The sequence below is a fragment of the Pseudomonas sp. TYF_14 genome (assembly GCF_043105275.1).
GTDB classification, from domain to species: domain Bacteria; phylum Pseudomonadota; class Gammaproteobacteria; order Pseudomonadales; family Pseudomonadaceae; genus Aquipseudomonas; species Aquipseudomonas alloputida.
Genome location: NZ_JBICLK010000022.1, coordinates 1 through 20,700 on the forward strand (window position 1 = coordinate 1; position 20,700 = coordinate 20,700).

At 63.3% G+C, this 20,700-nt stretch carries 19 protein-coding genes; 8 read left to right on the forward strand and 11 right to left on the reverse strand.

Annotation, left to right across the window (positions count from 1 at the left end; translation table 11 throughout):
- Positions 1-57 precede the first annotated feature (57 nt).
- The 10 genes from lysS to ACF8O8_RS05900 all read right to left on the reverse strand — a co-directional run bounded on the left by lysS (position 58) and on the right by ACF8O8_RS05900 (position 12,345).
- Positions 58-1,560: a lysine--tRNA ligase gene (gene lysS / locus ACF8O8_RS05855; RefSeq protein WP_010952588.1), complete on the reverse strand. Its 1,503-nt coding sequence runs from the start codon at positions 1,558-1,560 to the stop codon at positions 58-60.
- Positions 1,561-1,653: 93 nt separating this feature from the next.
- Positions 1,654-2,749 (reverse strand): peptide chain release factor 2 gene (gene prfB / locus ACF8O8_RS05860; protein ID WP_061405587.1). Its coding sequence is split into 2 segments (ribosomal slippage): positions 1,654-2,676 and positions 2,678-2,749, totalling 1,095 coding nucleotides; the frame shifts between segments, so codons are not numbered across the junction.
- A 137-nt stretch (positions 2,750-2,886) separates the two neighbouring features.
- Positions 2,887-3,891, reverse strand: a complete 1,005-nt coding sequence (gene wspR / locus ACF8O8_RS05865) for a Wsp signal transduction system regulator diguanylate cyclase WspR (RefSeq protein ID WP_029615556.1) — start codon at positions 3,889-3,891, stop codon at positions 2,887-2,889.
- 51 nt (positions 3,892-3,942) lie between these two features.
- The gene (gene wspF / locus ACF8O8_RS05870; protein ID WP_010952586.1) at positions 3,943-4,956 is read right to left on the reverse strand and encodes a Wsp signal transduction system protein-glutamate methylesterase WspF; all 1,014 of its coding nucleotides are present in this window, start codon (positions 4,954-4,956) and stop codon (positions 3,943-3,945) included.
- Positions 4,953-7,241, reverse strand: coding sequence for a hybrid sensor histidine kinase/response regulator (locus tag ACF8O8_RS05875; RefSeq protein ID WP_350298651.1), 2,289 nt, complete (start codon positions 7,239-7,241; stop codon positions 4,953-4,955). The genes wspF and ACF8O8_RS05875 overlap by 4 nt, the downstream gene beginning before the upstream one ends.
- Positions 7,238-7,903 carry a chemotaxis protein CheW gene (locus ACF8O8_RS05880; protein ID WP_392509373.1) on the reverse strand — a complete coding sequence of 222 codons (666 nt, stop codon included), beginning with the start codon at positions 7,901-7,903 and terminating at the stop codon, positions 7,238-7,240. The genes ACF8O8_RS05875 and ACF8O8_RS05880 overlap by 4 nt, the downstream gene beginning before the upstream one ends.
- Positions 7,900-9,174, reverse strand: coding sequence for a CheR family methyltransferase (locus ACF8O8_RS05885; protein ID WP_392509374.1), 1,275 nt, complete (start codon positions 9,172-9,174; stop codon positions 7,900-7,902). The genes ACF8O8_RS05880 and ACF8O8_RS05885 overlap by 4 nt, the downstream gene beginning before the upstream one ends.
- Positions 9,171-9,677 carry a chemotaxis protein CheW gene (locus ACF8O8_RS05890; RefSeq protein ID WP_010952582.1) on the reverse strand — a complete coding sequence of 169 codons (507 nt, stop codon included), beginning with the start codon at positions 9,675-9,677 and terminating at the stop codon, positions 9,171-9,173. Before ACF8O8_RS05890 ends, ACF8O8_RS05885 begins: the two co-directional genes overlap by 4 nt.
- Before the next feature lie 5 nt (positions 9,678-9,682).
- Positions 9,683-11,305: a methyl-accepting chemotaxis protein gene (locus ACF8O8_RS05895; protein WP_392509375.1), complete on the reverse strand. Its 1,623-nt coding sequence runs from the start codon at positions 11,303-11,305 to the stop codon at positions 9,683-9,685.
- A 359-nt stretch (positions 11,306-11,664) separates the two neighbouring features.
- Positions 11,665-12,345, reverse strand: coding sequence for a tellurite resistance TerB family protein (locus ACF8O8_RS05900; protein WP_392509376.1), 681 nt, complete (start codon positions 12,343-12,345; stop codon positions 11,665-11,667).
- A gap of 216 nt (positions 12,346-12,561) precedes the next feature.
- Here ACF8O8_RS05900 and ydcS point away from each other — a divergent pair, with 216 nt between their 5' ends.
- The 7 genes from ydcS to ACF8O8_RS05935 all read left to right on the forward strand — a co-directional run bounded on the left by ydcS (position 12,562) and on the right by ACF8O8_RS05935 (position 18,756).
- Positions 12,562-13,713 carry a putative ABC transporter substrate-binding protein YdcS gene (gene ydcS / locus ACF8O8_RS05905; protein ID WP_392509377.1) on the forward strand — a complete coding sequence of 384 codons (1,152 nt, stop codon included), beginning with the start codon at positions 12,562-12,564 and terminating at the stop codon, positions 13,711-13,713.
- A gap of 148 nt (positions 13,714-13,861) precedes the next feature.
- Positions 13,862-14,893, forward strand: a complete 1,032-nt coding sequence (locus ACF8O8_RS05910) for an ABC transporter ATP-binding protein (protein ID WP_010952577.1) — start codon at positions 13,862-13,864, stop codon at positions 14,891-14,893.
- Between the two features lies 1 nt (position 14,894).
- The gene (locus ACF8O8_RS05915; RefSeq protein WP_010952576.1) at positions 14,895-15,806 is read left to right on the forward strand and encodes an ABC transporter permease; all 912 of its coding nucleotides are present in this window, start codon (positions 14,895-14,897) and stop codon (positions 15,804-15,806) included.
- The gene (locus ACF8O8_RS05920) at positions 15,796-16,602 is read left to right on the forward strand and encodes an ABC transporter permease (RefSeq protein WP_010952575.1); all 807 of its coding nucleotides are present in this window, start codon (positions 15,796-15,798) and stop codon (positions 16,600-16,602) included. Before ACF8O8_RS05915 ends, ACF8O8_RS05920 begins: the two co-directional genes overlap by 11 nt.
- 17 nt (positions 16,603-16,619) lie before the next feature.
- Positions 16,620-18,044, forward strand: coding sequence for a gamma-aminobutyraldehyde dehydrogenase (locus tag ACF8O8_RS05925; protein WP_010952574.1), 1,425 nt, complete (start codon positions 16,620-16,622; stop codon positions 18,042-18,044).
- 128 nt (positions 18,045-18,172) lie between these two features.
- Positions 18,173-18,427 (forward strand): type II toxin-antitoxin system HicA family toxin, encoded by a 255-nt coding sequence (locus ACF8O8_RS05930; RefSeq protein WP_350298647.1) that lies wholly within the window; start codon positions 18,173-18,175, stop codon positions 18,425-18,427.
- The gene (locus tag ACF8O8_RS05935) at positions 18,424-18,756 is read left to right on the forward strand and encodes a type II toxin-antitoxin system HicB family antitoxin (protein ID WP_350298646.1); all 333 of its coding nucleotides are present in this window, start codon (positions 18,424-18,426) and stop codon (positions 18,754-18,756) included. Before ACF8O8_RS05930 ends, ACF8O8_RS05935 begins: the two co-directional genes overlap by 4 nt.
- A gap of 68 nt (positions 18,757-18,824) precedes the next feature.
- Here the strand turns inward: ACF8O8_RS05935 and ACF8O8_RS05940 are convergent, their stop codons facing one another.
- Positions 18,825-19,931: an NADH:flavin oxidoreductase/NADH oxidase gene (locus ACF8O8_RS05940; RefSeq protein WP_350298645.1), complete on the reverse strand. Its 1,107-nt coding sequence runs from the start codon at positions 19,929-19,931 to the stop codon at positions 18,825-18,827.
- Positions 19,932-20,280: 349 nt separating this feature from the next.
- Between ACF8O8_RS05940 and ACF8O8_RS05945 the strand changes: the two genes are divergently transcribed.
- Positions 20,281-20,559: a DUF3077 domain-containing protein gene (locus tag ACF8O8_RS05945; protein WP_252459448.1), complete on the forward strand. Its 279-nt coding sequence runs from the start codon at positions 20,281-20,283 to the stop codon at positions 20,557-20,559.
- Positions 20,560-20,700: the final 141 nt, after the last annotated feature.

The window sequence follows — 20,700 nt, forward strand, 5'->3', positions numbered from 1 at the left end:
CAACATAAAGCTTCAGGCAAGAAAAAGCCGCCTCGAAAGGCGGCTCGTTCAGCTCACTCAGGCCTGCGGACGCATGTGCGGGAACAGGATGACGTCGCGGATCGACGGCGAGTTGGTCAGCAGCATCACCAGGCGGTCGATGCCGATGCCTTCACCGGCGGTCGGCGGCATGCCGTACTCCAGCGCACGAACGAAGTCGGCGTCATAGTGCATGGCTTCATCGTCACCCGCGTCCTTCTCGGCCACCTGGGCCAGGAAGCGCTCGGCCTGATCTTCGGCATCGTTGAGCTCGGAGTAGGCGTTGGCGATTTCGCGGCCACCGATGAACAGCTCGAAACGGTCGGTAACGGCCGGGTTGTCGTCGTTGCGACGGGCCAACGGCGACACTTCGAACGGGTACTCGGTAATGAAGTGCGGCTGTTCCAGCTTGTGCTCGACCAGCTCTTCGAAAATCATCACCTGCAGCTTGCCCAGGCCTTCATGGCCCAGCACCTTGGCGCCGGCCTTCCTGGCAATCTCGCGGGCGCGGTCGACGTCCTGCAGGTCGGCGGCGGTCAGCTCTGGGTTGTACTTGAGGATCGAGTCGAACACCGACAGGCGCACGAACGGCTCGCCGAAGTGGAAGACCTTGTCGCCGTACGGTACGTCAGTGGAGCCCAGTACCAGTTGCGCCAGCTCGCGGAACAGTTCCTCGGTGAGGTCCATGTTGTCGCGGTAGTCGGCGTAGGCCTGGTAGAACTCGAGCATGGTGAATTCAGGGTTGTGACGAGTCGAAACGCCTTCGTTACGGAAGTTACGGTTGATCTCGAACACTTTCTCAAAACCACCAACCACCAGACGCTTGAGGTACAGCTCCGGCGCGATACGCAGGAACATGGCCATGTCCAGGGCATTGTGGTGGGTTTCGAACGGCTTGGCAGCGGCGCCGCCCGGGATGGTCTGCAGCATCGGCGTCTCGACTTCGAGGAAGTCACGCTCGATGAGGAACTTGCGGATGTGCGAGATCACCTGCGAACGCACACGGAAGGTGTGGCGGGTTTCTTCGTTGACCATCAGGTCGACGTAGCGCTGGCGGTAGCGCTGCTCGGTGTCGGTCAGGCCGTGGTGCTTGTCGGGCAGCGGGCGCAGCGACTTGGTCAGCAGGCGCACGTTGGTCATTTCGACGTACAGGTCGCCCTTGCCGGAACGGGCCAGGGTGCCTTCGGCGCTGATGATGTCGCCCAGGTCCCAGGTCTTGACCGCGGCCAGGGTTTCTTCCGGCAGGGTCTTGCGGTTGACGTAGACCTGAATACGGCCAGTCATGTCCTGGATAACCATGAACGAACCACGGTTGAGCATGATGCGGCCGGCGACCTTGACCGGGATCGCGGCTGCTTCCAGCTCTTCCTTGGTCTTGTCCGCGTATTGCTTCTGCAGGTCGTTGCAGTAGCTGTCGCGACGGAAGTCGTTGGGGAAGGCATTGCCCTTGGCACGCTCGGCGGCAAGTTTTTCCTTGCGCAGGGCGATCAGGGCGTTTTCTTCCTGTTGCAGGTCTTGCGATTCGGTCTTGAGGTCGCTCATGTCGTCATTCTTTCCATCAGGTATTCGTTGCCCGTTCCGGGCAGGGCACGCGCTACCGGCGGCTGGCCAGGTAGCGCGGCATGGGGGTGCGAATTACAGGCCCTGCTTGAGGCTCGCTTCCAGGTACTGGTCAAGGTCGCCGTCCAGGACTTTCTGGCAGTCGCTACGCTCGACGCCGGTACGCAAGTCCTTGATACGCGAGTCATCCAGTACGTAAGAGCGGATCTGGTGGCCCCAGCCGATGTCCGACTTGCTGTCTTCCAGCGCCTGCGAGGCGGCATTGCGCTTCTGCATTTCCAGTTCGTACAACTTGGCCCGCAGCATTTTCATGGCGGTGTCCTTGTTGGCGTGCTGGGAACGTTCGTTCTGGCAAGCCACCACGGTATTGGTCGGTACGTGGGTGATACGGACCGCCGAGTCGGTGGTGTTCACGTGCTGACCACCGGCACCGGAGGAGCGGTAGGTGTCGATGCGCAGGTCGGACGGGTTGATCTCGATTTCGACCTTGTCGTCGATCTCGGGCGATACGAACACCGCCGAGAACGACGTGTGGCGACGGGCACCGGAGTCGAACGGGCTCTTGCGCACCAGGCGGTGCACGCCGATTTCGGTGCGCAGCCAGCCGAAGGCGTATTCACCCTTGATGTGCACGGTTGCACCTTTGATACCGGCCACTTCACCTTCGGAAAGCTCGATGATGGTGGCATCGAAACCACGCTTGTCGGCCCAGCGCAGGTACATGCGCAGCAGGATGTTGGCCCAGTCCTGCGCTTCGGTACCACCGGAACCGGCCTGGATGTCCAGGTAGGCGTTGTTCATGTCCATCTCGCCGCTGAACATGCGACGGAACTCAAGCTGGGCCAGGTTTTCTTCCAGGCTTTCCAGCTCGGTCACGACGTCGCCGACAGCGCCTTCGTCATTCTCTTCGACGGCCATGTCGAGCAGGTCCTGGCAGTCACCCAGGCCGTTGGACAGCTTGTCCAGGGTCTCGACGACCTGGGCCAGCATGGCACGCTCGCGGCCCAGTGCCTGGGCGTACTCAGGTTTGTTCCAGACGTTGGGGTCTTCCAGCTCGCGGTTGACTTCGATCAGGCGGTCATGCTTGTGATCGTAGTCAAAGATACCCCCGAATTGACTGGGAACGCTCGGTGAGGTCCTTGATGGTGTTCAGGATCGGTTGGATTTCCATGGGCGGGCTACTCGTGCGAATTCGGTGAAAAGCCCGCGAGTATAACCGAGTCCGCAGCATGGCGGCAGACCCGCCGGGCGGTCGTATGTCGATAGGGCAACCTGCGCTCCCACCCAGGCCGCGCCGTCTCCAGGAGCTCAGGCGATGCCGACTTGGTTACGCCCACCGTTCTTGGCCAGGTACAGACCTTTATCGGCCGCCGAAATCAGCTGCCGGCAATGGCTGCCGATAGCCGGAGTCTGGGTGGCCAGGCCAATGCTCACGGTCAAGAACGTATCAGCCGTCGGCGCAGTATGCGGGATGCCAAGGCCCAGCACGGTCTGGCGCAGTTTTTCGGCCACCAGCCGCGCCCCGCCTGGCGAGGTGTTGGGCAGCACCAGGGCAAACTCTTCGCCGCCATAGCGCGCCGGCAGGTCGGTCGGCCGCGAGCACGAGCTACGGATGGCTTCGGCCACCTGGCGCAAGGCCTCGTCACCGGCCAGATGGCCAAAGCTATCGTTGTAGACTTTGAAGTAATCCACGTCGATCATCAGCAACGACAACTGCTGCTGTTCACGCATGGCCCGGCGCCACTCCAGCTCCAGGTACTCGTCAAAGTGGCGACGGTTGGACAGCCCGGTCAGGCCATCGGAGTTCATCAGCCGCTGCAGCATCAGGTTGGAATCAAGCAGCTGCTGCTGGCTGACGCGCAGGGCACGGTAGGCCTCGTCGCGCTGCAGCAGGGTCAGGTAGGAGCGCGAGTGATAACGGATGCGTGCCACCAGTTCGATGGTGTCAGGCAGCTTGACCAGGTAATCGTTGGCCCCGGCGGCAAATGCCGCACTCTTCACCAGCGGGTCTTCCTTGGTCGACAGGACGATGATCGGGATGTCCTGGGTCACCGGGTTGTTGCGGTACTCGCGCACCAGGGTCAAGCCGTCCAGCCCAGGCATGATCAGGTCTTGAAGAATGACCGTGGGCTTGATGCGCATGGCCTGGGCCACCGCCTGGTGCGGGTCGGCACAGAAGTGGAAGTCGATGTTGTCTTCATTGGCCAAGCCACGCCGCACCGCTTCGCCGATCATGGCCTGATCGTCGACCAGCAGCACCATCGCCGAGTTTTCGTTGGTGGTCGCGAAACCTTCGATCGGTAAATCATTCATCATTGTTCACCCGATCACTACCGGCCTGGCGGCGTGATTCAATACATTTCGTCATTTTGCGAAAAATTCAGTCAAGCGCCCGGCAATGCGTTCCAGCGGGCGGATTTCCACGGCGGCATCAATAGCCGCAGCAGCCTTGGGCATGCCGTACACCGCGCTGCTGGCCTGGTCCTGGGCAATGGTCAGAAAGCCCTGCTGACGCATCAGCTTCAGGCCCTGGGCACCGTCGCGGCCCATGCCGGTGAGCAGCACGCCCACTGCATCACCATTCCAGTAACGTGCCACGCTCTCGAAGAACACATCGATCGAGGGCCGGTAGATTTCATTCACAGGTTCGGCAGTGTAGGCCAGTTGGCCATTCTGTAGCAGGCGAATGTGGTGGTTGGTACCGGCCAGGAGTACCTGCCCTGGCTGCGGCGGTTCGCCTTCACGGGCCAGGCGCACCGGCAGGCCTGCTGCGCTGCTGAGCCATTCGGCCATGCCTGCGGCAAACACCTGGTCCACATGCTGGACCAGCACGATGGCCGCCGGAAACGCTGCCGGCAAACCCTTGAGCAGCACTTCGAGTGCTGCCGGGCCACCCGCCGAAGACCCGATTGCCACCAACCCGCGGCGCTGGGAAGCCTCGCGCAGCGGTGCAGCCACCGACCTTGCGGCAGGTGCACGCTGCTGGCCGACCAGCCAGCCGATATTGAGGATCTTGCGCAGCAAGGGCGCCGCCGCTTCGCGGGCATCGCCAGCGCCCAACGCAGGGGTGTCGACCACATCGAGGGCGCCATGGCCCATGGCCTCGAATACCCGGTGGACGTTCTGTTTACGGTCGACCGTGACGATGACAATGGCGCACGGGGTTTCGGCCATGATCCGCCGGGTTGCCTCGACACCGTCCATCACCGGCATGATCAGGTCCATGAGGATCAGGTCCGGTAACTGCTCGGTGCAACGCTGCACCGCCTCGGCACCGTTGCTGGCCACCCACACGACCTGGTGTGCGGGCTCCAGGGCGACCGCCCGGCGCAACGCTTCGACGGCCAGGGGCATGTCATTGACGATGGCGATCTTCATCCCTGAGCAACTCCGATCAGTTCCACAACAGCATCCAGCAACGCATCGTCGTGGAAACTGGCCTTTGCCAAATAGTAGTCGGCGCCGGCGTCCAGGCCACGCCGTCGGTCTTCCTCACGGTCTTTATAGGACACCACCATCACCGGCAATGACTGCAGGCGCTGGTCGCGACGCACCAGGGTAACCAGCTCGATACCGTCCATGCGCGGCATGTCGATGTCGGTGATCAACAGGTCGAAGTCCTCACTGCGCAGGGCGTTCCAGCCGTCCATGCCATCCACCGCCACCGCCACGTCGTAGCCACGGTTGCCCAGCAGCTTGCGCTGCAGTTCGCGTACGGTCAGCGAGTCGTCGACCACCAGGATGCGTTTGCGGACTACGCCACGGGCTCCGCTGCTGCCGCGCTCGATGCGCTCCAGGCTGCCCGTGCTGAGCAGTTTTTCCAGCGAGCGTAGCAAGTCTTCGACATCGACGATCAGGACCACCGAGCCATCATCGAGCAAGGCGCCGGAGGAAATGTCCTGCACCTTCCCCAGGCGTGGGTCGAGTGGCATCACGACCAGCACCCGCTCCCCCACCAGCCGCTCCACGGCCACGCCATACAACTGCTCGCGCTCACGAATCACCACCACCCGCAGGCTGGCTTCATCGCTTTGCCCAGCCGGGCGATTGAGCAACTGGCTGGCCGCCACCAGGCCAATATGCCGGCCTTCGTGCCAGAAATGCTGGCGCCCTTCGATCTGCACGATCTGTTCGGCGGTCACTTCCAGCGTGCGTTCGATATGCGCCAGCGGGAAGGCGTAAGCCTCACCGCCCACCTCGACCACCAGGCTGCGAACGACCGACAGGGTCAGCGGCACCTGAAGATGGAAGCGACAGCCCTGCCCTGCCACCTGGGTCAACTCGATCGAGCCGCGCAGCTCGCGGATCAAGTGCTGCACCGCATCCAGCCCCACACCGCGCCCGGACACTTCGGTAACCTTGTCACGCAGGCTGAAACCGGGCAGGAACAGGAACGTCAGCAGCTCCGCTTCACTCATCCGCGCCACCGTGTCAGCGGGCGACAGGGCACGCTCGACGATGCTGCTGCGCAGGCGTTCCAGGTCGATACCGGCGCCATCGTCGATCAGCTCCAGGCTGAGCATGCCCGCCTGGTGCGAAGCCCGCAGGCGGATCACCCCCTCGTCCGGCTTGCCCGCCAGCAGGCGCCGCTCGGGCAATTCGATGCCGTGGTCGACGGCATTGCGCAACAGGTGGGTCAGCGGTGCTTCGAGCTTTTCCAGCACATCGCGGTCGACCTGGGTCTTCTCCCCTTCCACCACCAGCCGCACCGGCTTGCCCAGCGAACGGCCCAGGTCGCGGACCATGCGGCTTTGCCCGGTCAGCACGTCGGCAAACGGCCGCATCCGGCAGGCCAGGGCAGTGTCATACAACAACTGCGCACGCTGGCTGGCCTGCCAGCCGAACTCATCCAGGTCGGCCGCCTGCTGCTGCAGAATCTGCTGGGTCTCTGCCAGCAGGCGCTGGGTCTGTGCCAAGGCCTCGAGCACCTCGTTGCCCTGCCCCGTGTCTTCCAGCTGCATGCGCAAGCCGTCAAGCGCCTGCATACCCTGGCCGTGCATGCGCTTTAGGCGCTGCAGGGTAGCCAGATATGGCTTGAGCCGCTGGGTTTCCACCAGCGACTTGCTGGACAGGTCAAGCAGGCTATTGAGGCGGTCGGCGGTGACACGCAGTACCCGCTCGGCACCTTCGCCAGCGCGCTTGCCAGCCTTGCGCCGCAGGGCGGGTTCGGGCTCTGGTTCCGGTGGTTCGGCTGGCATTACCATGGGGGCAGGCGGCAGGGTTGCCAGCGGCGGCACGGATGCCGCCGGTGGCACGACAGGCATGGCAGAGGCGCCCGGGTCGAGCAGGCTGGCCATTTGCGCAAGAAACACCGGCAAGGTCGCCTGCGCCCCGGCATCACCGGGTGTGGCAATACGCATCAGCAGGTCGGTACCTTGCAACAGCGCGTCAATATGCTCGGCGGTCAGCCGCAGTCGGCCTTCCTGGGCCGCCACAAGGCAGTCTTCCATCACGTGGGCGACACTGACGCCAGCATCCACCCCGACAATGCGCGCAGCCCCCTTGAGCGAGTGGGCAGCGCGCATGCAGGCCTCGAGCTGGTCGGCCTGGGTAGGGTTGCGCTCCAGTGCCATCAGGCCGGCATTGAGCACTTGGGTCTGCGCCTCGGCCTCCAGGCTGAACAGTTCGAGCAACGATGCGTCGCGCATTTGCTCTGGGGTCATGACAGGCTCCGCTGCACGGCAGACAGTAAGTGTTGATCGTCCAGAACCCGCACGCTGCGGCCGCGCCACTGCAGGACTGCGGCGGTGAAGCGTGTGGCGTCCCGGCCACTGCCCAGCAACTGCGGGTCGAGCCGGTGAATACCGTCGATTTCCTCGACAGCCATCACCACCGGCCCGCCTTCGGCGGCCAGAATCAGCATACGTGGCATCGCCCGTGCGCTGCGTTGCTCGGTGGAGCCGGCCTGCACCCCGAGCAAGTCAGCCAGGGACAGGCACGGCACCAACGCACCGCGTACATTGGCAACCCCGTGCAGCAGCCGCGAGCGCTGGTGCGGCAATGAATGCACCGCCTGTAACGGGGCGATTTCGGCCAGGCAGGCGGTAGCCAGTGCCAGCCACTCTTCGCCCAGACGGAACAGCAGCATCGAGCGACCGGTGTTTTCCGCGTCCGGCTGCACCGCTGCAGCCTGGTGCTCCTGCACCAGCGCATAGCGGTCGAGCAAACGCGTGGCCGCAGCGGCATACACCTCGCAATTGCGGCAATGAACATGCCGCTCCAGCAGTGGGCAATGCTTGTCGCCGCGCACGCCAATGCGGTTCCAGCAGTCGTCGATGTGCGCGTCATCCTCGGCGAGCAATTGCATCGCGGATTCACTGTTCATCGTTCAGACTCCCGGCCAGCCCGCGCCGCGCGCTCCTGAAGGCGCCGAGCGCCGGCCAGGTCACCCTGGGCCGCCAGCAAGGCGGCCAGGTGCACCAGCGCCTCGGGGTGCTGTGGTTCCAGGTACAGGGCCTTGCGATAGTGGCTCAGCGCCTGCTGCGCATCGCCTTCGGTATCACTGAGCAAACCCAGCCAGTAGTACACCTGTGCCGACGGCGGGTACTGGCTCAGGTAGCGTTGGCATTCGCTACGGGCCTGCTCGCTGGCACCGGCATTGGCCAGCCGGGCAATGCCGGCCAGCAACTCGCTGGCCCCCTCGTGGCTGTGCTCGCGGGCTCGCGCTGGCCTGGCCGCCACCGGCAGCACACGCAGCGAACGAGGCAACGGCACACTGGGCTGCGGATAAACCGGTGCGGGCAACGTCGTGAACGCACGCTTGGCAGTTTGGGCGGGTGCCGCCGCCAAGGGAGCGCTGTCGCCTTCGTGACGCACATAGGCAAACGACTGGGCGATCCCCAATGGACGCATGCCCATGCGTGCCAGCAAGCTGCCTTCGGCCGGGCCGATGAACAGCACACCCTGCGGATGCAGCAAGCGCTTGAGCACTTCGAACACACGCTGTTGGGTCGGTACGTCGAAATAGATCAACAGGTTGCGACAGAACACGAAGTCATACAGGCCGTCGCGGCTGGCCAGCGCCGGGTCAAGCACATTGCCCACCCGCAGGCTGACTTGCTGGCGTACCCGCTCATGCAGGCGGTGGCCTTCGTCCAGAGCATCGAAGTAGCGCTCGCGAAAGCCCAGTTCGCTACCCCGGAACGCATTGCGCCCATATACCGCCTGCCCGGCCTTGGCTACCGAACTTGGGCTGATGTCCATTCCATCGACAAGGAATGCCCCAGGCGCCATGCCGGCGTCAAACAAGGCCATGGCCAGCGAATAGGGCTCCTCGCCGGTAGAGCACGGCAGGCTGAGCAATCGCAGCGGGCGCGCGCCAGCCAGTTGAGCCAGCCGTTTATGGGCCAGGCTGGCCAGCGCAGTGAAGGATTCGGGGTAACGGAAAAACCAGGTTTCCGGGACGATCACCGCTTCGATCAGCGCCTGTTGCTCATCTGCCGATTGCTGCAGGCGCAGCCAGTAATCGTCCAGGTCCATTGCGCCCGCAGCCACGCAACGTTGGCGCAGCGCGCGTTCGACCATGGGCGCGCCCACCGACTCCACGTCCAGGCCAATACGCTCGCGCAAGAAGCGGAAGAAACGCTGTTCGTTCATGTAGGCATCCCTGTCGGGTCTTGCGTGTACAGCAATGCGTGCACGGTGTCGGGCAGCAGGTCATTGACTTCGATGCGCTGCAGCAGGCCTTGGGCATCCTGGCGCACCGGGCCCAGATAAGGCGCATCGCCTGTGTCCACCCCATAGGGCTGGAACTCGTCCGGTTGGCAACGCAGGGTTTCGGTGGCCTGCTCCAGGATCAGGCCAAGCTGCAGGCCGCCTCGGTAGTGCACCAGCACCAGGCGGGTGCTGGTGCGTTGCACCGCCGGCTGGCCAAAGCTCAAGGCGGCAAGGTCGATGACCGGAACCAGCTGACCACGATGGGCGAGAATGCCCGCGACCCAGGCAGGTGCCTGGGCGATCGGCTTGAGCGGCTGACGCGGCAACACTTCGATCACCTCGTGCACGCTCAGGGCAAAACGCTGCGCTCTGATGCGAAACTGCAGGTACAACGCCCCCTCGGTGTTCGCCGCCCGCGCGGTGCGCAGTTGCAAGTCGTTCATCGCGGTCAGACTTTGAAGCGCGACACGCCGCCACGCAGGCCCGCGGCCACCTGGCTCAGCTCGTCGATGGCATAGCTGGCCTGGCGCAGCGACTCGACAGTCTGGGTGCTGGCATCGCTGAGCTGGGCCAGCGCCTGGTTGATCTGCTCGGCACCGGTGGCCTGGGCCTGCATGCCTTCGTTGACCATCAATACGCGCGGCGCCAAGGCCTGCACCTGGTGAATGATCTGGCTCAGTTGCTCGCCCACCTGTTGCACCTCGAACATGCCGCGGCGCACTTCTTCGGAGAACTTGTCCATCCCCATGACACCGGCCGACACTGCCGACTGGATCTCGCGCACCATTTGCTCGATGTCGTAGGTGGCCACGGCGGTCTGGTCGGCCAGGCGGCGCACTTCGGTCGCGACCACGGCAAAGCCGCGGCCATATTCACCGGCCTTTTCCGCTTCGATGGCGGCGTTGAGCGACAGCAAATTGGTCTGGTCGGCAACCTTGACGATGGTTACCACCATCTGGGTGATGTTGCTGGCCTTCTCGTTGAGGATACCGAGCTTGGCATTGACCAGGTCGGCAGCGCCCATCACCTGGTGCATGGTCTCTTCCATGCGTGCCAGGCCCTGCTGCCCGGAGCCTGCCAGACTGGATGCCTGATCAGCAGCCGTCGTCACTTCGGTCATGGTGCGCACCAGGTCCCGCGAAGTCGCGGCGATTTCCCGCGAGGTGGCGCCGATTTCGGTGGTGGTGGCGGCCGTCTCGGTGGCGGTGGCCTGCTGCTGCTTGGAGGTGGCGGCAATTTCGGTGACCGAAGTGGTCACCTGCACCGACGAGCGTTGGGCCTGGGCCACCAGGTTGGCCAGTGCCTCGGCCATTTCGTTGAAGCCGCTTTCGATGGCACCGAATTCGTCCTTGCGATCCAGGCTCAGGCGCATGCTCAGGTCACCGGAACGCAGCTTGTCGAGGGCATGCACGATACGCTGCATGGGCGCTGTGATAGCGCGCAGCAGCAACAGGCCGCAGATGCCGGCAGCGACGATTGCCAGCAGCAGTGAGACCACCATGCTGCCCTTTGCCGTGTTGACTGCGTTGACGATATCGTTGGTGGCGGCATCGGCAGAGGCCCGATTATTCTCGATCACTTCATTCAGGTGCTCGCGCCCATCCTTCCAGGCCGGAGTGAGGACCTCGGTGATCAGCCGCTGGGCCTCGTCGTAGTTGCGCTGACCGTACGCATCCAGCACCTGGTTGACGATTTTGAGGTAGCTTTCTTCCAGTTGCACGAAGCTGTCAAATCGGGCCTGGTCGTCTTTGTCCTGGATGGTGGCCTGGTAGCTGGCCATGTATTGCTTCAGCCGGTTATCGAAGCTTCTGAACAGTTCCAGGTCGGCCGGAGTGATTTCACGATGGTTGGACAGGCCCACCAGTTGCTGGCTGGTGACGTAGCTGTCAACCCAGGCGCTGCGAATCATCGAGCTGTAGTAGACGCCGGGAATGCTGTCGGTCCCCACCGCCTCTTCGGCGGTTTCGATAGTCACCAACCGCGAGTAGGCGGCCACGATCATCAGCAGCATGATGGCGATGATCACGGCGAAACTTGCCAGGATCCGTTGGCGCAAGGTCCAGTTCTTCACATTCAGCCCTCAGGAATTCACAACGAGCGGGAAAAATCGCCGAAGTATAGCCCAGAGGGCTTAGGGTTTTGATGTGCTTGGCGTTAGGAATTTTGCGCCTGTGAGACCGAGCGCCGCCCGCGCGGCGCATCGCGAGCAAGCTCGCTCCTACATCTGTTTCAGGCCAGTATTGCCTGCACCCACGCGCGAGACCGCCTTGTTTGTTCCACACAATATCGAGGTGGGCACCAAGGGGCCGCGCACCTCTGCCTCAGGAATAACTGGCCCGAAACAGATGTAGGAGCGAGCTTGCTCGCGATGCGCCGCGCGGGCGGCGCTCGGTCTCACAGGCGCTGAATACGGCGTGGCAAGCACTGCCACTACGCAGCAGCCAACCGCACCTGGCTTTCCAGCTCCTGGCGCAAGCCCGGGTCCAGTTGCAGCTGACGTGCCAGCTCGTCCAGGTAGGCACGCTCCATGAAGTTTTCCTGATCGACCATCATCACGCTGGCCAGGTACATCTCGGCAGCCATCTCCGGCGTTTGCGCAGCGCGGGCCACTTCGGCCGGGTCCAGCGGTTTGTTCAGCTCGGCATGCAGCCAGTGCTGCAGTTCACGGTCGCTGTCCAGGCGGGTAAATTCACCCTCGATCAGCGCCCTTTCGCGCTCGTCGATATGGCCATCGGACTTGGCCGCCGCTACCAGCGCCCGCAGCACCGCCTGGCTGTGCTGCTCGGCCTGGGCCGGCGGCAGGCGGTCGACGGTTTGCGGTTCGGCTGCAGCCCCCTGCTGATTGGCCTGCCAGTTGCCGTAGGCTTTGTAGGCCAGCACACCCAGCGCAGCCAGGCCGCCGTAGGTCAGGGCCTTGCCGCCGTACTTGCGGGCTTTCTTGCTACCGAGCAGCAGGCCCAGGGCGCCCCCACCCAAAAGGCCGCCACCGGCACCGGACAACAGCCCGCCAAGCCCACCGCCAGCGCTGCCGGACTTGTTGGTGCCCCCCTGTTTTTCGAGCATCTGCTGGCCGGATTTAAGGAGTTGATCAAGCAAGCCCCGGGTATTCATTCGCGTGTCTCCACGTAAGAAGATTCAAACGCCAGAGTAAGGCTTGGCCGAGCACACGCCATGCAGGGATTTGCTTCAGGATGTTGCGTTAGCTGGCAAAAAGCCAACTAGACTCGATATCGCCAATACCTCGCACTCACGCACTACGCTTATAACGATTGTTTCACTGCTTGCCTCATGACTGCCCGAACAAGATCGCCAAGAAGAGGGAACACCATGTCAGTGCACAAGACCGCATTGCTCGGCGCCACCACCTGCGCCATGCTGGCCAGCGCCAGCCTGCAGGCCGCCGAAACGCTCAAGGCCCTGGGGGACGGCGAGGGGCGCCTGGACATCGTCGCCTGGCCCGGTTACATCGAACGCGGTGAAAGCGACAAGGCCTACGATTGGGTGACCGGTTTCGAAAAGGAAACCGGCTGCAAGGTCAGCGTGAAAACGGCCGCCACCTCGGACGAGATGGTCAGCCTGATGACCAAGGGCGGCTATGACCTGGTCACCGCCTCGGGCGATGCATCGCTGCGGCTGATTGCAGGCAAGCGCGTACAGCCGATCAACACTGCCCTGATCCCCAACTGGAAGAGCATCGACCCGCGCCTGCAGAACGGTAGCTGGTATGTGGTCGACAAGCAGGTGTACGGCACGCCGTACCAGTGGGGGCCAAACGTGCTGCTGTACAACACCGACACCTTCAAGCAGGCGCCCACCAGCTGGAGCGTGGTGTTCGAGCCGCAGAACCTGCCCGACGGCAAGCCGAACAAGGGCCGCGTGCAAGCCTATGACGGGCCGATCTACATCGCCGATGCAGCGCTGTACCTGAAGTCGGCCAGGCCTGAACTGGGCATCAAGGACCCGTACGAACTGAACGAGGCACAATACAAGGCCGTGCTGGAACTGCTGCGCCAGCAGCAACCGCTGATCCACCGCTATTGGCATGACGCCACGGTCCAGATGAGCGATGTGAAAAACGAAGGCGTGGTTGCCTCCAGCTCCTGGGGCTACATGGTCAATGGCCTCAAGGCCGAGAACCAGCCAGTGGCCTCGACCATTCCCAAGGAGGGCGCGACCGGCTGGGCCGACACCACCATGCTGCACGCCGAGGCCAAGCACCCCAATTGCGCCTACAAGTGGATGGACTGGTCGTTGCAACCTAAGGTGCAAGGCGATGTGGCGGCCTGGTTCGGCTCGTTGCCGGCTGTGCCGGCGGCGTGCACCGGCAGCGAGCTGCTGGGGGCCGAGGGCTGCAAGACCAACGGCTTCGACAACTTCGACAAGATTGCCTTCTGGAAAACACCGCAGGCCCAAGGGGGCAAGTTCGTGCCTTACAGCCGCTGGACCCAGGACTACATTGCGATCATGGGTGGTCGCTGAGGTTGCCTAAATGCCTGTACCGGCCTTTTCCCGGGCAAGCCCGCTCCCCCAGGTTCTTCACCGCCTGCAAGGGTGGCGCGCCCTGTAGGAGCGGGTTCACCCGCGAAGAGGCCGGCACAGGAGAACCCTTGTTGTCCGGAGTCCACGCATGCCCCTAGCCGTCCAGTTCACCCAGGTTTCCCGCACCTTCGGCGAGGTCAAGGCCGTCGACCAGGTCAGCATCGACATCATCGATGGCGAGTTCTTTTCCATGCTCGGCCCTTCCGGCTCGGGCAAGACCACCTGCCTGCGCCTGATCGCAGGCTTCGAGCAACCCTCCAGCGGTTCGATCCGCATCCAAGGGGTCGAGGCCGCTGGCCTGCCGCCCTACCAACGTGACGTCAACACTGTGTTCCAGGACTATGCGCTGTTCCCGCACATGAACGTGCTGGAGAACATCGCCTATGGCCTGAAGGTAAAAGGCGTGGGCAAGGCCGAACGCCACAGCCGCGCCGAAGAAGCCCTGGCCATGGTGGCCCTGGCCGGCTATGGCGCGCGCAAGCCGGCACAGCTGTCTGGCGGCCAGCGTCAGCGCGTGGCCCTGGCCCGGGCGTTGGTCAACCGGCCGCGGGTGCTGCTGCTGGATGAGCCACTGGGCGCGCTGGACCTGAAATTGCGCGAACAGATGCAAGGCGAGCTGAAAAAGCTGCAACGCCAACTGGGCATCACCTTCATCTTCGTCACCCACGACCAGACCGAGGCGCTGTCGATGTCCGACCGGGTCGCGGTGTTCAACCGCGGCCGTATCGAACAGGTCGACACCCCGCGCAACCTGTACATGAAGCCCAGCACAACCTTCGTCGCTGAATTTGTCGGCACGTCCAACGTGGTGCGGGGCGAGCTGGCCATGCAGATCAACGGCAGCCCGGCGCCCTTTTCCATCCGTCCCGAGCTCATTCGCCTGGGCGACCCGGTAGTGACCAGCCATGAGGTACAGGTCAGCGGCGTGCTGCACGATGTCCAGTACCAAGGCAGCGCCACCCGCTACGAACTGCAGCTGGACAACGGTCAACTGCTGGCAGTAAGCCAGGCCAATGACCGCTGGCAGAAGCAGATGCAGGCCTGGCAGCTCGGGCAACGCCTGCAGGCGCACTGGCCCCGCGAGGCCATGACGGTGCTGCAGGAAACCGAGGGCCGCTGACATGAGCACACTGCGCACCCTGTCCAACCTGCTGTACCGGCGCCCCAACCTGTACCTGGCACTGCTGTTGATCCCGCCGCTGACCTGGTTCGGCGCGATTTACCTGGGCTCGCTGCTGAACCTGCTGTGGCAGGGCTTCTATACCTTCGACGACTTCACCATGGCGGTGACCCCGGACCTGACCCTGGGCAACTTCGCCGCGCTGTTCAACCCGTCGAACTTCGACATCATCCTGCGCACCCTGGGCATGGCGGTGGCAGTGTCGCTGGCCAGCGCGGTACTGGCCTTCCCCATCGCCTATTACATGGCGCGCTACACCAGCGGCAAGACCAAGGCGTTTTTCTACATCGCGGTGATGATGCCGATGTGGGCCAGCTACATCGTCAAGACCTATGCCTGGACCCTGCTGCTGGCCAAGGGCGGCGTGGCCCAGTGGTTCGTCCAGCAGTTGCACCTGGATGGCCTGCTGCAGGCGGTGCTGGCCGTGCCGGGCGTGGGCGGCAGCACGCTGTCGACTTCACACCTGGGGCGCTTCCTGGTGTTCGTGTACATCTGGCTGCCATTCATGATCCTGCCGATCCAGGCCTCGCTGGAGCGCTTGCCACCGTCGCTGCTGCAGGCTTCGGCCGACCTGGGCGCCCGGCCAGGGCAAACCTTCGTGCAGGTGATCCTGCCGCTGTCGATCCCCGGCATCGCCGCCGGCTCGATCTTCACCTTCTCGCTCACCCTGGGCGACTTCATCGTGCCGCAGCTGGTCGGCCCGCCCGGCTACTTCATCGGCAGCATGGTCTATGCCCAGCAAGGGGCGATCGGCAACATGCCGATGGCCGCCGCGTTCACCTTGGTGCCAATCGTGCTGATCGCGGTATACCTGGCCATCGTCAAGCGCCTGGGGGCTTTCGATGCACTCTGAAAAAGCGTCTGCAGGGCTGCGCCTGGCGGCCTGGGGCGGGTTGCTGTTCCTGCACTTCCCGATCCTGATCATCTTCCTGTACGCCTTCAACACCGAAGACGCGGCGTTCAGCTTTCCGCCCAAGGGCTTTACCCTGAAGTGGATCGACGTGGCCTTCACCCGGCCCGATGTGCTCGAGGCAATCAAGCTGTCGCTGCAGGTGGCTTGCCTGGCCACCTTGATCGCACTGGTGCTCGGTACGCTGGCCTCGGCGGCGCTCTATCGGCGCAGCTTCTTCGGCAAGGAGAGCATTTCGCTGGTGCTGATTCTGCCCATCGCCCTGCCAGGCATCATCACCGGCATCGCCCTGCTCTCGGCGTTCAAGACGCTGGGGATAGAGCCCGGGGTGTTCACCATCGTAGTCGGCCACGCCACGTTCTGCGTGGTGATCGTCTACAACAATGTGATCGCCCGCCTGCGGCGTACCTCGCAAAGCCTGATCGAAGCCTCGATGGACCTTGGTGCCGACGGTTGGCAGACCTTCCGCTACATCGTCCTGCCCAACCTCGGCTCGGCGCTGCTGGCGGGCGGCATGCTGGCCTTTGCCTTGTCGTTCGATGAAATCATCGTCACCACGTTCACCGCCGGCCACGAGCGCACCCTGCCGATCTGGCTGCTCAACCAGCTCAGCCGCCCGCGCGACGTGCCCGTGACCAACGTTGTCGCCATGCTGGTGATGCTGGTGACCATGCTGCCGATTCTTGGCGCCTATTACCTGACCCGTGGCGGCGACAGCGTCGCGGGCGGTGGAAAATGACCCTGGAGGAGCCCCCGATGCAAACGCAGATGCTGATCAATGGCCAGCTGGTCGCTGGCCAAGGCCCGGCCTGGACCGTGCTCAACCCGGCGCTGGGCACTGCCCTGGCGCAGATCAACGAAGCCACCGAGGCGCAGGTGGACAGTGCCGTGCGCGCTGCCGACCAGGCCTTCGACAGCTGGTCGCAAACCAGCCCTAAAGAACGTTCGCAGGCCTTGCTGGCGCTGGCCGATGCCATCGAAGCCCATGGCGATGAACTGGCCCGGCTGGAATCACAGAACTGCGGCAAGCCCCTGAGCGCTGCACTCAACGACGAGATCCCGGCGATTGCCGACGTGTTCCGTTTCTTTGCCGGTGCGGCGCGCTGCCTGGGCGGCTCGGCGGCAGGCGAGTACCTGCCGGGCCACACCTCGATGATCCGCCGCGACCCGTTGGGTGTGGTGGCGTCCATCGCGCCGTGGAACTACCCGCTGATGATGCTGGCCTGGAAGATCGCCCCAGCCCTGGCTGCCGGCAACACCGTGGTGATAAAGCCGTCCGAGCTGACGCCGCTGACGGCCCTGCGCCTGGGCGAGCTGGCCCAGGACTTGCTGCCGCCGGGGGTGCTGAACATTCTCTTCGGCCGCGGCCAGACGGTCGGCAACCCGTTGATAACCCACCCCAAGGTGCGCATGGTGTCGCTGACCGGCTCGATCCCCACCGGCGCGCACATCATCAGCGCCACCGCCGACAGCGTGAAACGCATGCACATGGAGCTGGGCGGCAAGGCGCCGGTGCTGGTGTTCGATGACGCTGACATCGATGCCGCCATCGACGGCATCCGCACCTTCGGCTTCTACAACGCCGGCCAGGACTGCACCGCAGCCTGCCGCCTGTATGTGCAGGACGGGATCTACGAGCGCTTTGTCGAACGCCTGGGTAAAGCCGTAGCCAGCCTCAAGCCGGGCCTGCAGGAGTCTGAAGAAACCGAACTGGGGCCACTGATCAGCGCCCAGCACCGCGACAAGGTCGCCGGGTTGGTGCAGCGGGCCATCGCCCAGCCGCACATTCGTCTGGTAACCGGTGGCAAGCCAATAGCGGGCGATGGCTTTTTCTTCGAGCCTACCGTGCTGGCCGACGCCCTGCAGGACGACGAGATCGTACGCAACGAAGTGTTCGGCCCGGTGGTATCGGTCACCCGCTTCACAGACGAAGCGCAGGCGCTGGAATGGGCCAACGACTCCAACTACGGCCTGGCCTCATCGGTATGGACCCGCGACACCGGCCGCGCCCACCGCCTGGCGGCGCGCTTGCAGTACGGCTGCACCTGGGTGAACACCCACTTCATGCTGGTCAGCGAAATGCCCCATGGCGGGCAGAAGCATTCGGGGTATGGCAAGGACATGTCGATGTATGGGCTGGAGGACTACACCTGTGTGCGGCATGTGATGATCAAGCACTAAGTGCTCGCGTTGACCGAGGGGCTTGAATGCCCCTCGGTCAACGTCTCAGAATTTTCCTTCAACCGTGATCTACTCCCTCCTACCGCACGTTCATTGAGCTCTCTTGACTGGTATCATAATCTGATACCATGAATAATCATCAGCAAGCCACACTTGAAGCATTACTTAAAAGGCCGGTTCCCAGAACACTGGAGTGGGCGCGGGTGGAGTCTCTGCTGGTATCCCTGGGTGCCAGGGTCGTAGAAGGAAGAGGATCACGGGTTCGCTTTGAACTCAATGGAGCAGTGGCAACCTTCCACCGCCCTCATCCGGAAAGGCACGCCAAGCCCTATCAACTAAGAGACGCCCGCCAGTTCATTGAGCAGGCAGGAGTATTACCATGAATGTAATGACTTACCGCGGATACGCCGCTCGTATCGAATACAGCGACGAAGACCAGTTGCTGATCGGCCATGTCGCCGGTATTCGCGACGTGATAGGTTTTCATGGCGAATCGATCAGTGAGTTGCGCCAGGCATTTGAAGAAGCCGTTGACGATTATCTTGAGACTTGCGAACGCCTTGGGCGGGAACCGCACAAAACTTATTCCGGCAAGCTCAGCCTACGCCTTGAGCCTACCCTTCACGCCAGTGTGGCGGCCAAGGCGGAGCTGGCCGAAAAGAGCATCAACCAATGGGTAAGCGATATTCTCAGCAAGGCTGCCTATAGCTGAACCCAGGGCCGCTTTGCGGCCCTTTCCCGAGACACGGCCGCTCCTGCAGGGGCCGCGCAGGGCATGGGTCAGTCGCGCAAATCCGACTCGTGAATCGGGTTGGCGCGGCTGGTCGCTCGCTGGTATTGCGCAGGCCAGGTGGCCTTGTTGCCGCCCAGGTCGTCGTCGGCATGCAGTGGCCAGTACGGGTCGCGCAACAGTTCGCGGGCGAGGAAGATGATATCGGCCTGGCCGGTGCGCAGGATGTGCTCGGCCTGGGCCGGTTCGGTGATCATGCCCACGGTGCCGGTGGCGATTTCCGATTCCTTGCGCACGCGCTCGGCAAAGCGGGTCTGGTAGCCGGGGCCGGTGGGGATCTCGGCGTTGACCGAGGTGCCGCCAGAAGAGACATCGATCAAATCCACGCCCAAACCCCGCAGGCGGCGTGCCAGTTCGACGGTTTCATCCGGATTCCAGCCATCCTCCACCCAATCGGTAGCCGATACCCGCACGAACAGCGGCAATTCGGCAGGCCAGGCCTTGCGCACGGCCTCGACCACCTCCAGGGTCAGGCGGATACGGTTTTCGAAGCAACTGCCATAGTGGTCACGGCGCTGATTGCTTAGCGGTGACAGGAACTGGTGCAGCAGGTAGCCATGGGCAGCATGGATTTCCACCACCTTGAATCCAGCCTTCAAGGCGCGCTCGGTCGAGGCGACGAAGGCGGCGATCACCTCCTGGATCTCGTCCTGGCTCAACTCGCGTGGCGGTGTGTGCTGCGGATCGAAAGCGATCTTCGACGGCCCCACCGGCTGCCAGCCGCCCTCCTCCAGTTTGACGCTGCCTTGTTTGCCAAGCCACGGGCGGTAGGTACTGGCTTTGCGCCCGGCGTGAGCCAGCTGGATGCCAGGCACGGCCCCCTGGGCACTGATGAAGCGGGTGATGCGCTGCAACGGCGCGATCTGAGCGTCGTCCCACAGGCCCAGGTCTTCGGCGGTGATACGGCCATCGGCGGTCACCGCCACGGCTTCAGTGATTACCAGGCCGGCGCCACCGACGGCGCGGCTGCCTAAATGGACGAGATGCCAGTCGTTGGCCAAGCCATCGACGGCGGAATACTGGCACATTGGTGACACGGCGATGCGGTTGGGCAAGGTCAGCTGACGCAGGGTGTAAGGCTCGAGCAGCAGGCTCATGAGGGCACCTCCCAAGGACTCCAATGGTGATCCGGCCCGGACACTCAAGTGCACATCCCTGGCCCGGTGCCGGTCATTAATGAGACTAGACCAGATTGGTGGGGGGGAAGGTTCTGTGGGATGGCGAGGGGTTCGCCGAAAGGTTTGCAGCGCCTGTGAGATCGAGCGCCGCGCGGGCGGCGCATCGCGGATAAATCCGCTCCTACATCTGTTTCGGGCCAATCACTCCTGTGCCGCCAACAGGGACCGCCTTGATGCATGGCTGAAGACCGATGAAAAGCAGTGGTGCCCACCTCGATATCGAAGGGAACAAACAAGGCGAACAGCGGTGGCCTCAGGAGAGGAATCGATGACCACAGACGACACCCAATTCACTGTCGGCAAAACCACCTTCTTCCAAGGCGAACACCAGACCCATCCCCTGTTCCGCATCGAGCCAGGCATTCCCTGCCGGGATGCCCACGAGCAGGCATCGGAGTTGATGGGCTATGTAAGAGAGCTGACCATCATCGGTCTGATGGATGAAAAACCGATGATGATCTGGGCATCCCATTACCTGAGTGCCATGGCCAAGGCACTGATGGATGATGCCGAGCTGGGCATGACGCATAAACCGTTGGGTGACTGAGACCTCCTTCATTCCGCGGTCTGACTGTAATCAGCAAAAGTCGACCGCCCTTTAAGCGCTAGGGTAGTACCACCCACGACAACCCTTTCCACCCGGCCTACCGGGCATCTTAGAAAAATCCTACAGCCTATTACTTAAAGT

Coding starts and splice junctions, on each gene's coding strand:
- lysS (WP_010952588.1), bottom strand. CDS start 1,560: ATGAGCGACCTCAAGACCGAATCGCAAGACCTGCAACAGGAAGAAAAC.
- wspR (WP_029615556.1), bottom strand. CDS start 3,891: ATGAATGATTTACCGATCGAAGGTTTCGCGACCACCAACGAAAACTCG.
- wspF (WP_010952586.1), bottom strand. CDS start 4,956: ATGAAGATCGCCATCGTCAATGACATGCCCCTGGCCGTCGAAGCGTTG.
- ACF8O8_RS05875 (WP_350298651.1), bottom strand. CDS start 7,241: ATGACCCCAGAGCAAATGCGCGACGCATCGTTGCTCGAACTGTTCAGC.
- ACF8O8_RS05880 (WP_392509373.1), bottom strand. CDS start 7,903: ATGAACAGTGAATCCGCGATGCAATTGCTCGCCGAGGATGACGCGCAC.
- ACF8O8_RS05885 (WP_392509374.1), bottom strand. CDS start 9,174: ATGAACGAACAGCGTTTCTTCCGCTTCTTGCGCGAGCGTATTGGCCTG.
- ACF8O8_RS05890 (WP_010952582.1), bottom strand. CDS start 9,677: ATGAACGACTTGCAACTGCGCACCGCGCGGGCGGCGAACACCGAGGGG.
- ACF8O8_RS05900 (WP_392509376.1), bottom strand. CDS start 12,345: ATGAATACCCGGGGCTTGCTTGATCAACTCCTTAAATCCGGCCAGCAG.
- ydcS (WP_392509377.1), top strand. CDS start 12,562: ATGTCAGTGCACAAGACCGCATTGCTCGGCGCCACCACCTGCGCCATG.
- ACF8O8_RS05910 (WP_010952577.1), top strand. CDS start 13,862: ATGCCCCTAGCCGTCCAGTTCACCCAGGTTTCCCGCACCTTCGGCGAG.
- ACF8O8_RS05915 (WP_010952576.1), top strand. CDS start 14,895: ATGAGCACACTGCGCACCCTGTCCAACCTGCTGTACCGGCGCCCCAAC.
- ACF8O8_RS05920 (WP_010952575.1), top strand. CDS start 15,796: ATGCACTCTGAAAAAGCGTCTGCAGGGCTGCGCCTGGCGGCCTGGGGC.
- ACF8O8_RS05925 (WP_010952574.1), top strand. CDS start 16,620: ATGCAAACGCAGATGCTGATCAATGGCCAGCTGGTCGCTGGCCAAGGC.
- ACF8O8_RS05930 (WP_350298647.1), top strand. CDS start 18,173: ATGAATAATCATCAGCAAGCCACACTTGAAGCATTACTTAAAAGGCCG.
- ACF8O8_RS05935 (WP_350298646.1), top strand. CDS start 18,424: ATGAATGTAATGACTTACCGCGGATACGCCGCTCGTATCGAATACAGC.
- ACF8O8_RS05940 (WP_350298645.1), bottom strand. CDS start 19,931: ATGAGCCTGCTGCTCGAGCCTTACACCCTGCGTCAGCTGACCTTGCCC.
- ACF8O8_RS05945 (WP_252459448.1), top strand. CDS start 20,281: ATGACCACAGACGACACCCAATTCACTGTCGGCAAAACCACCTTCTTC.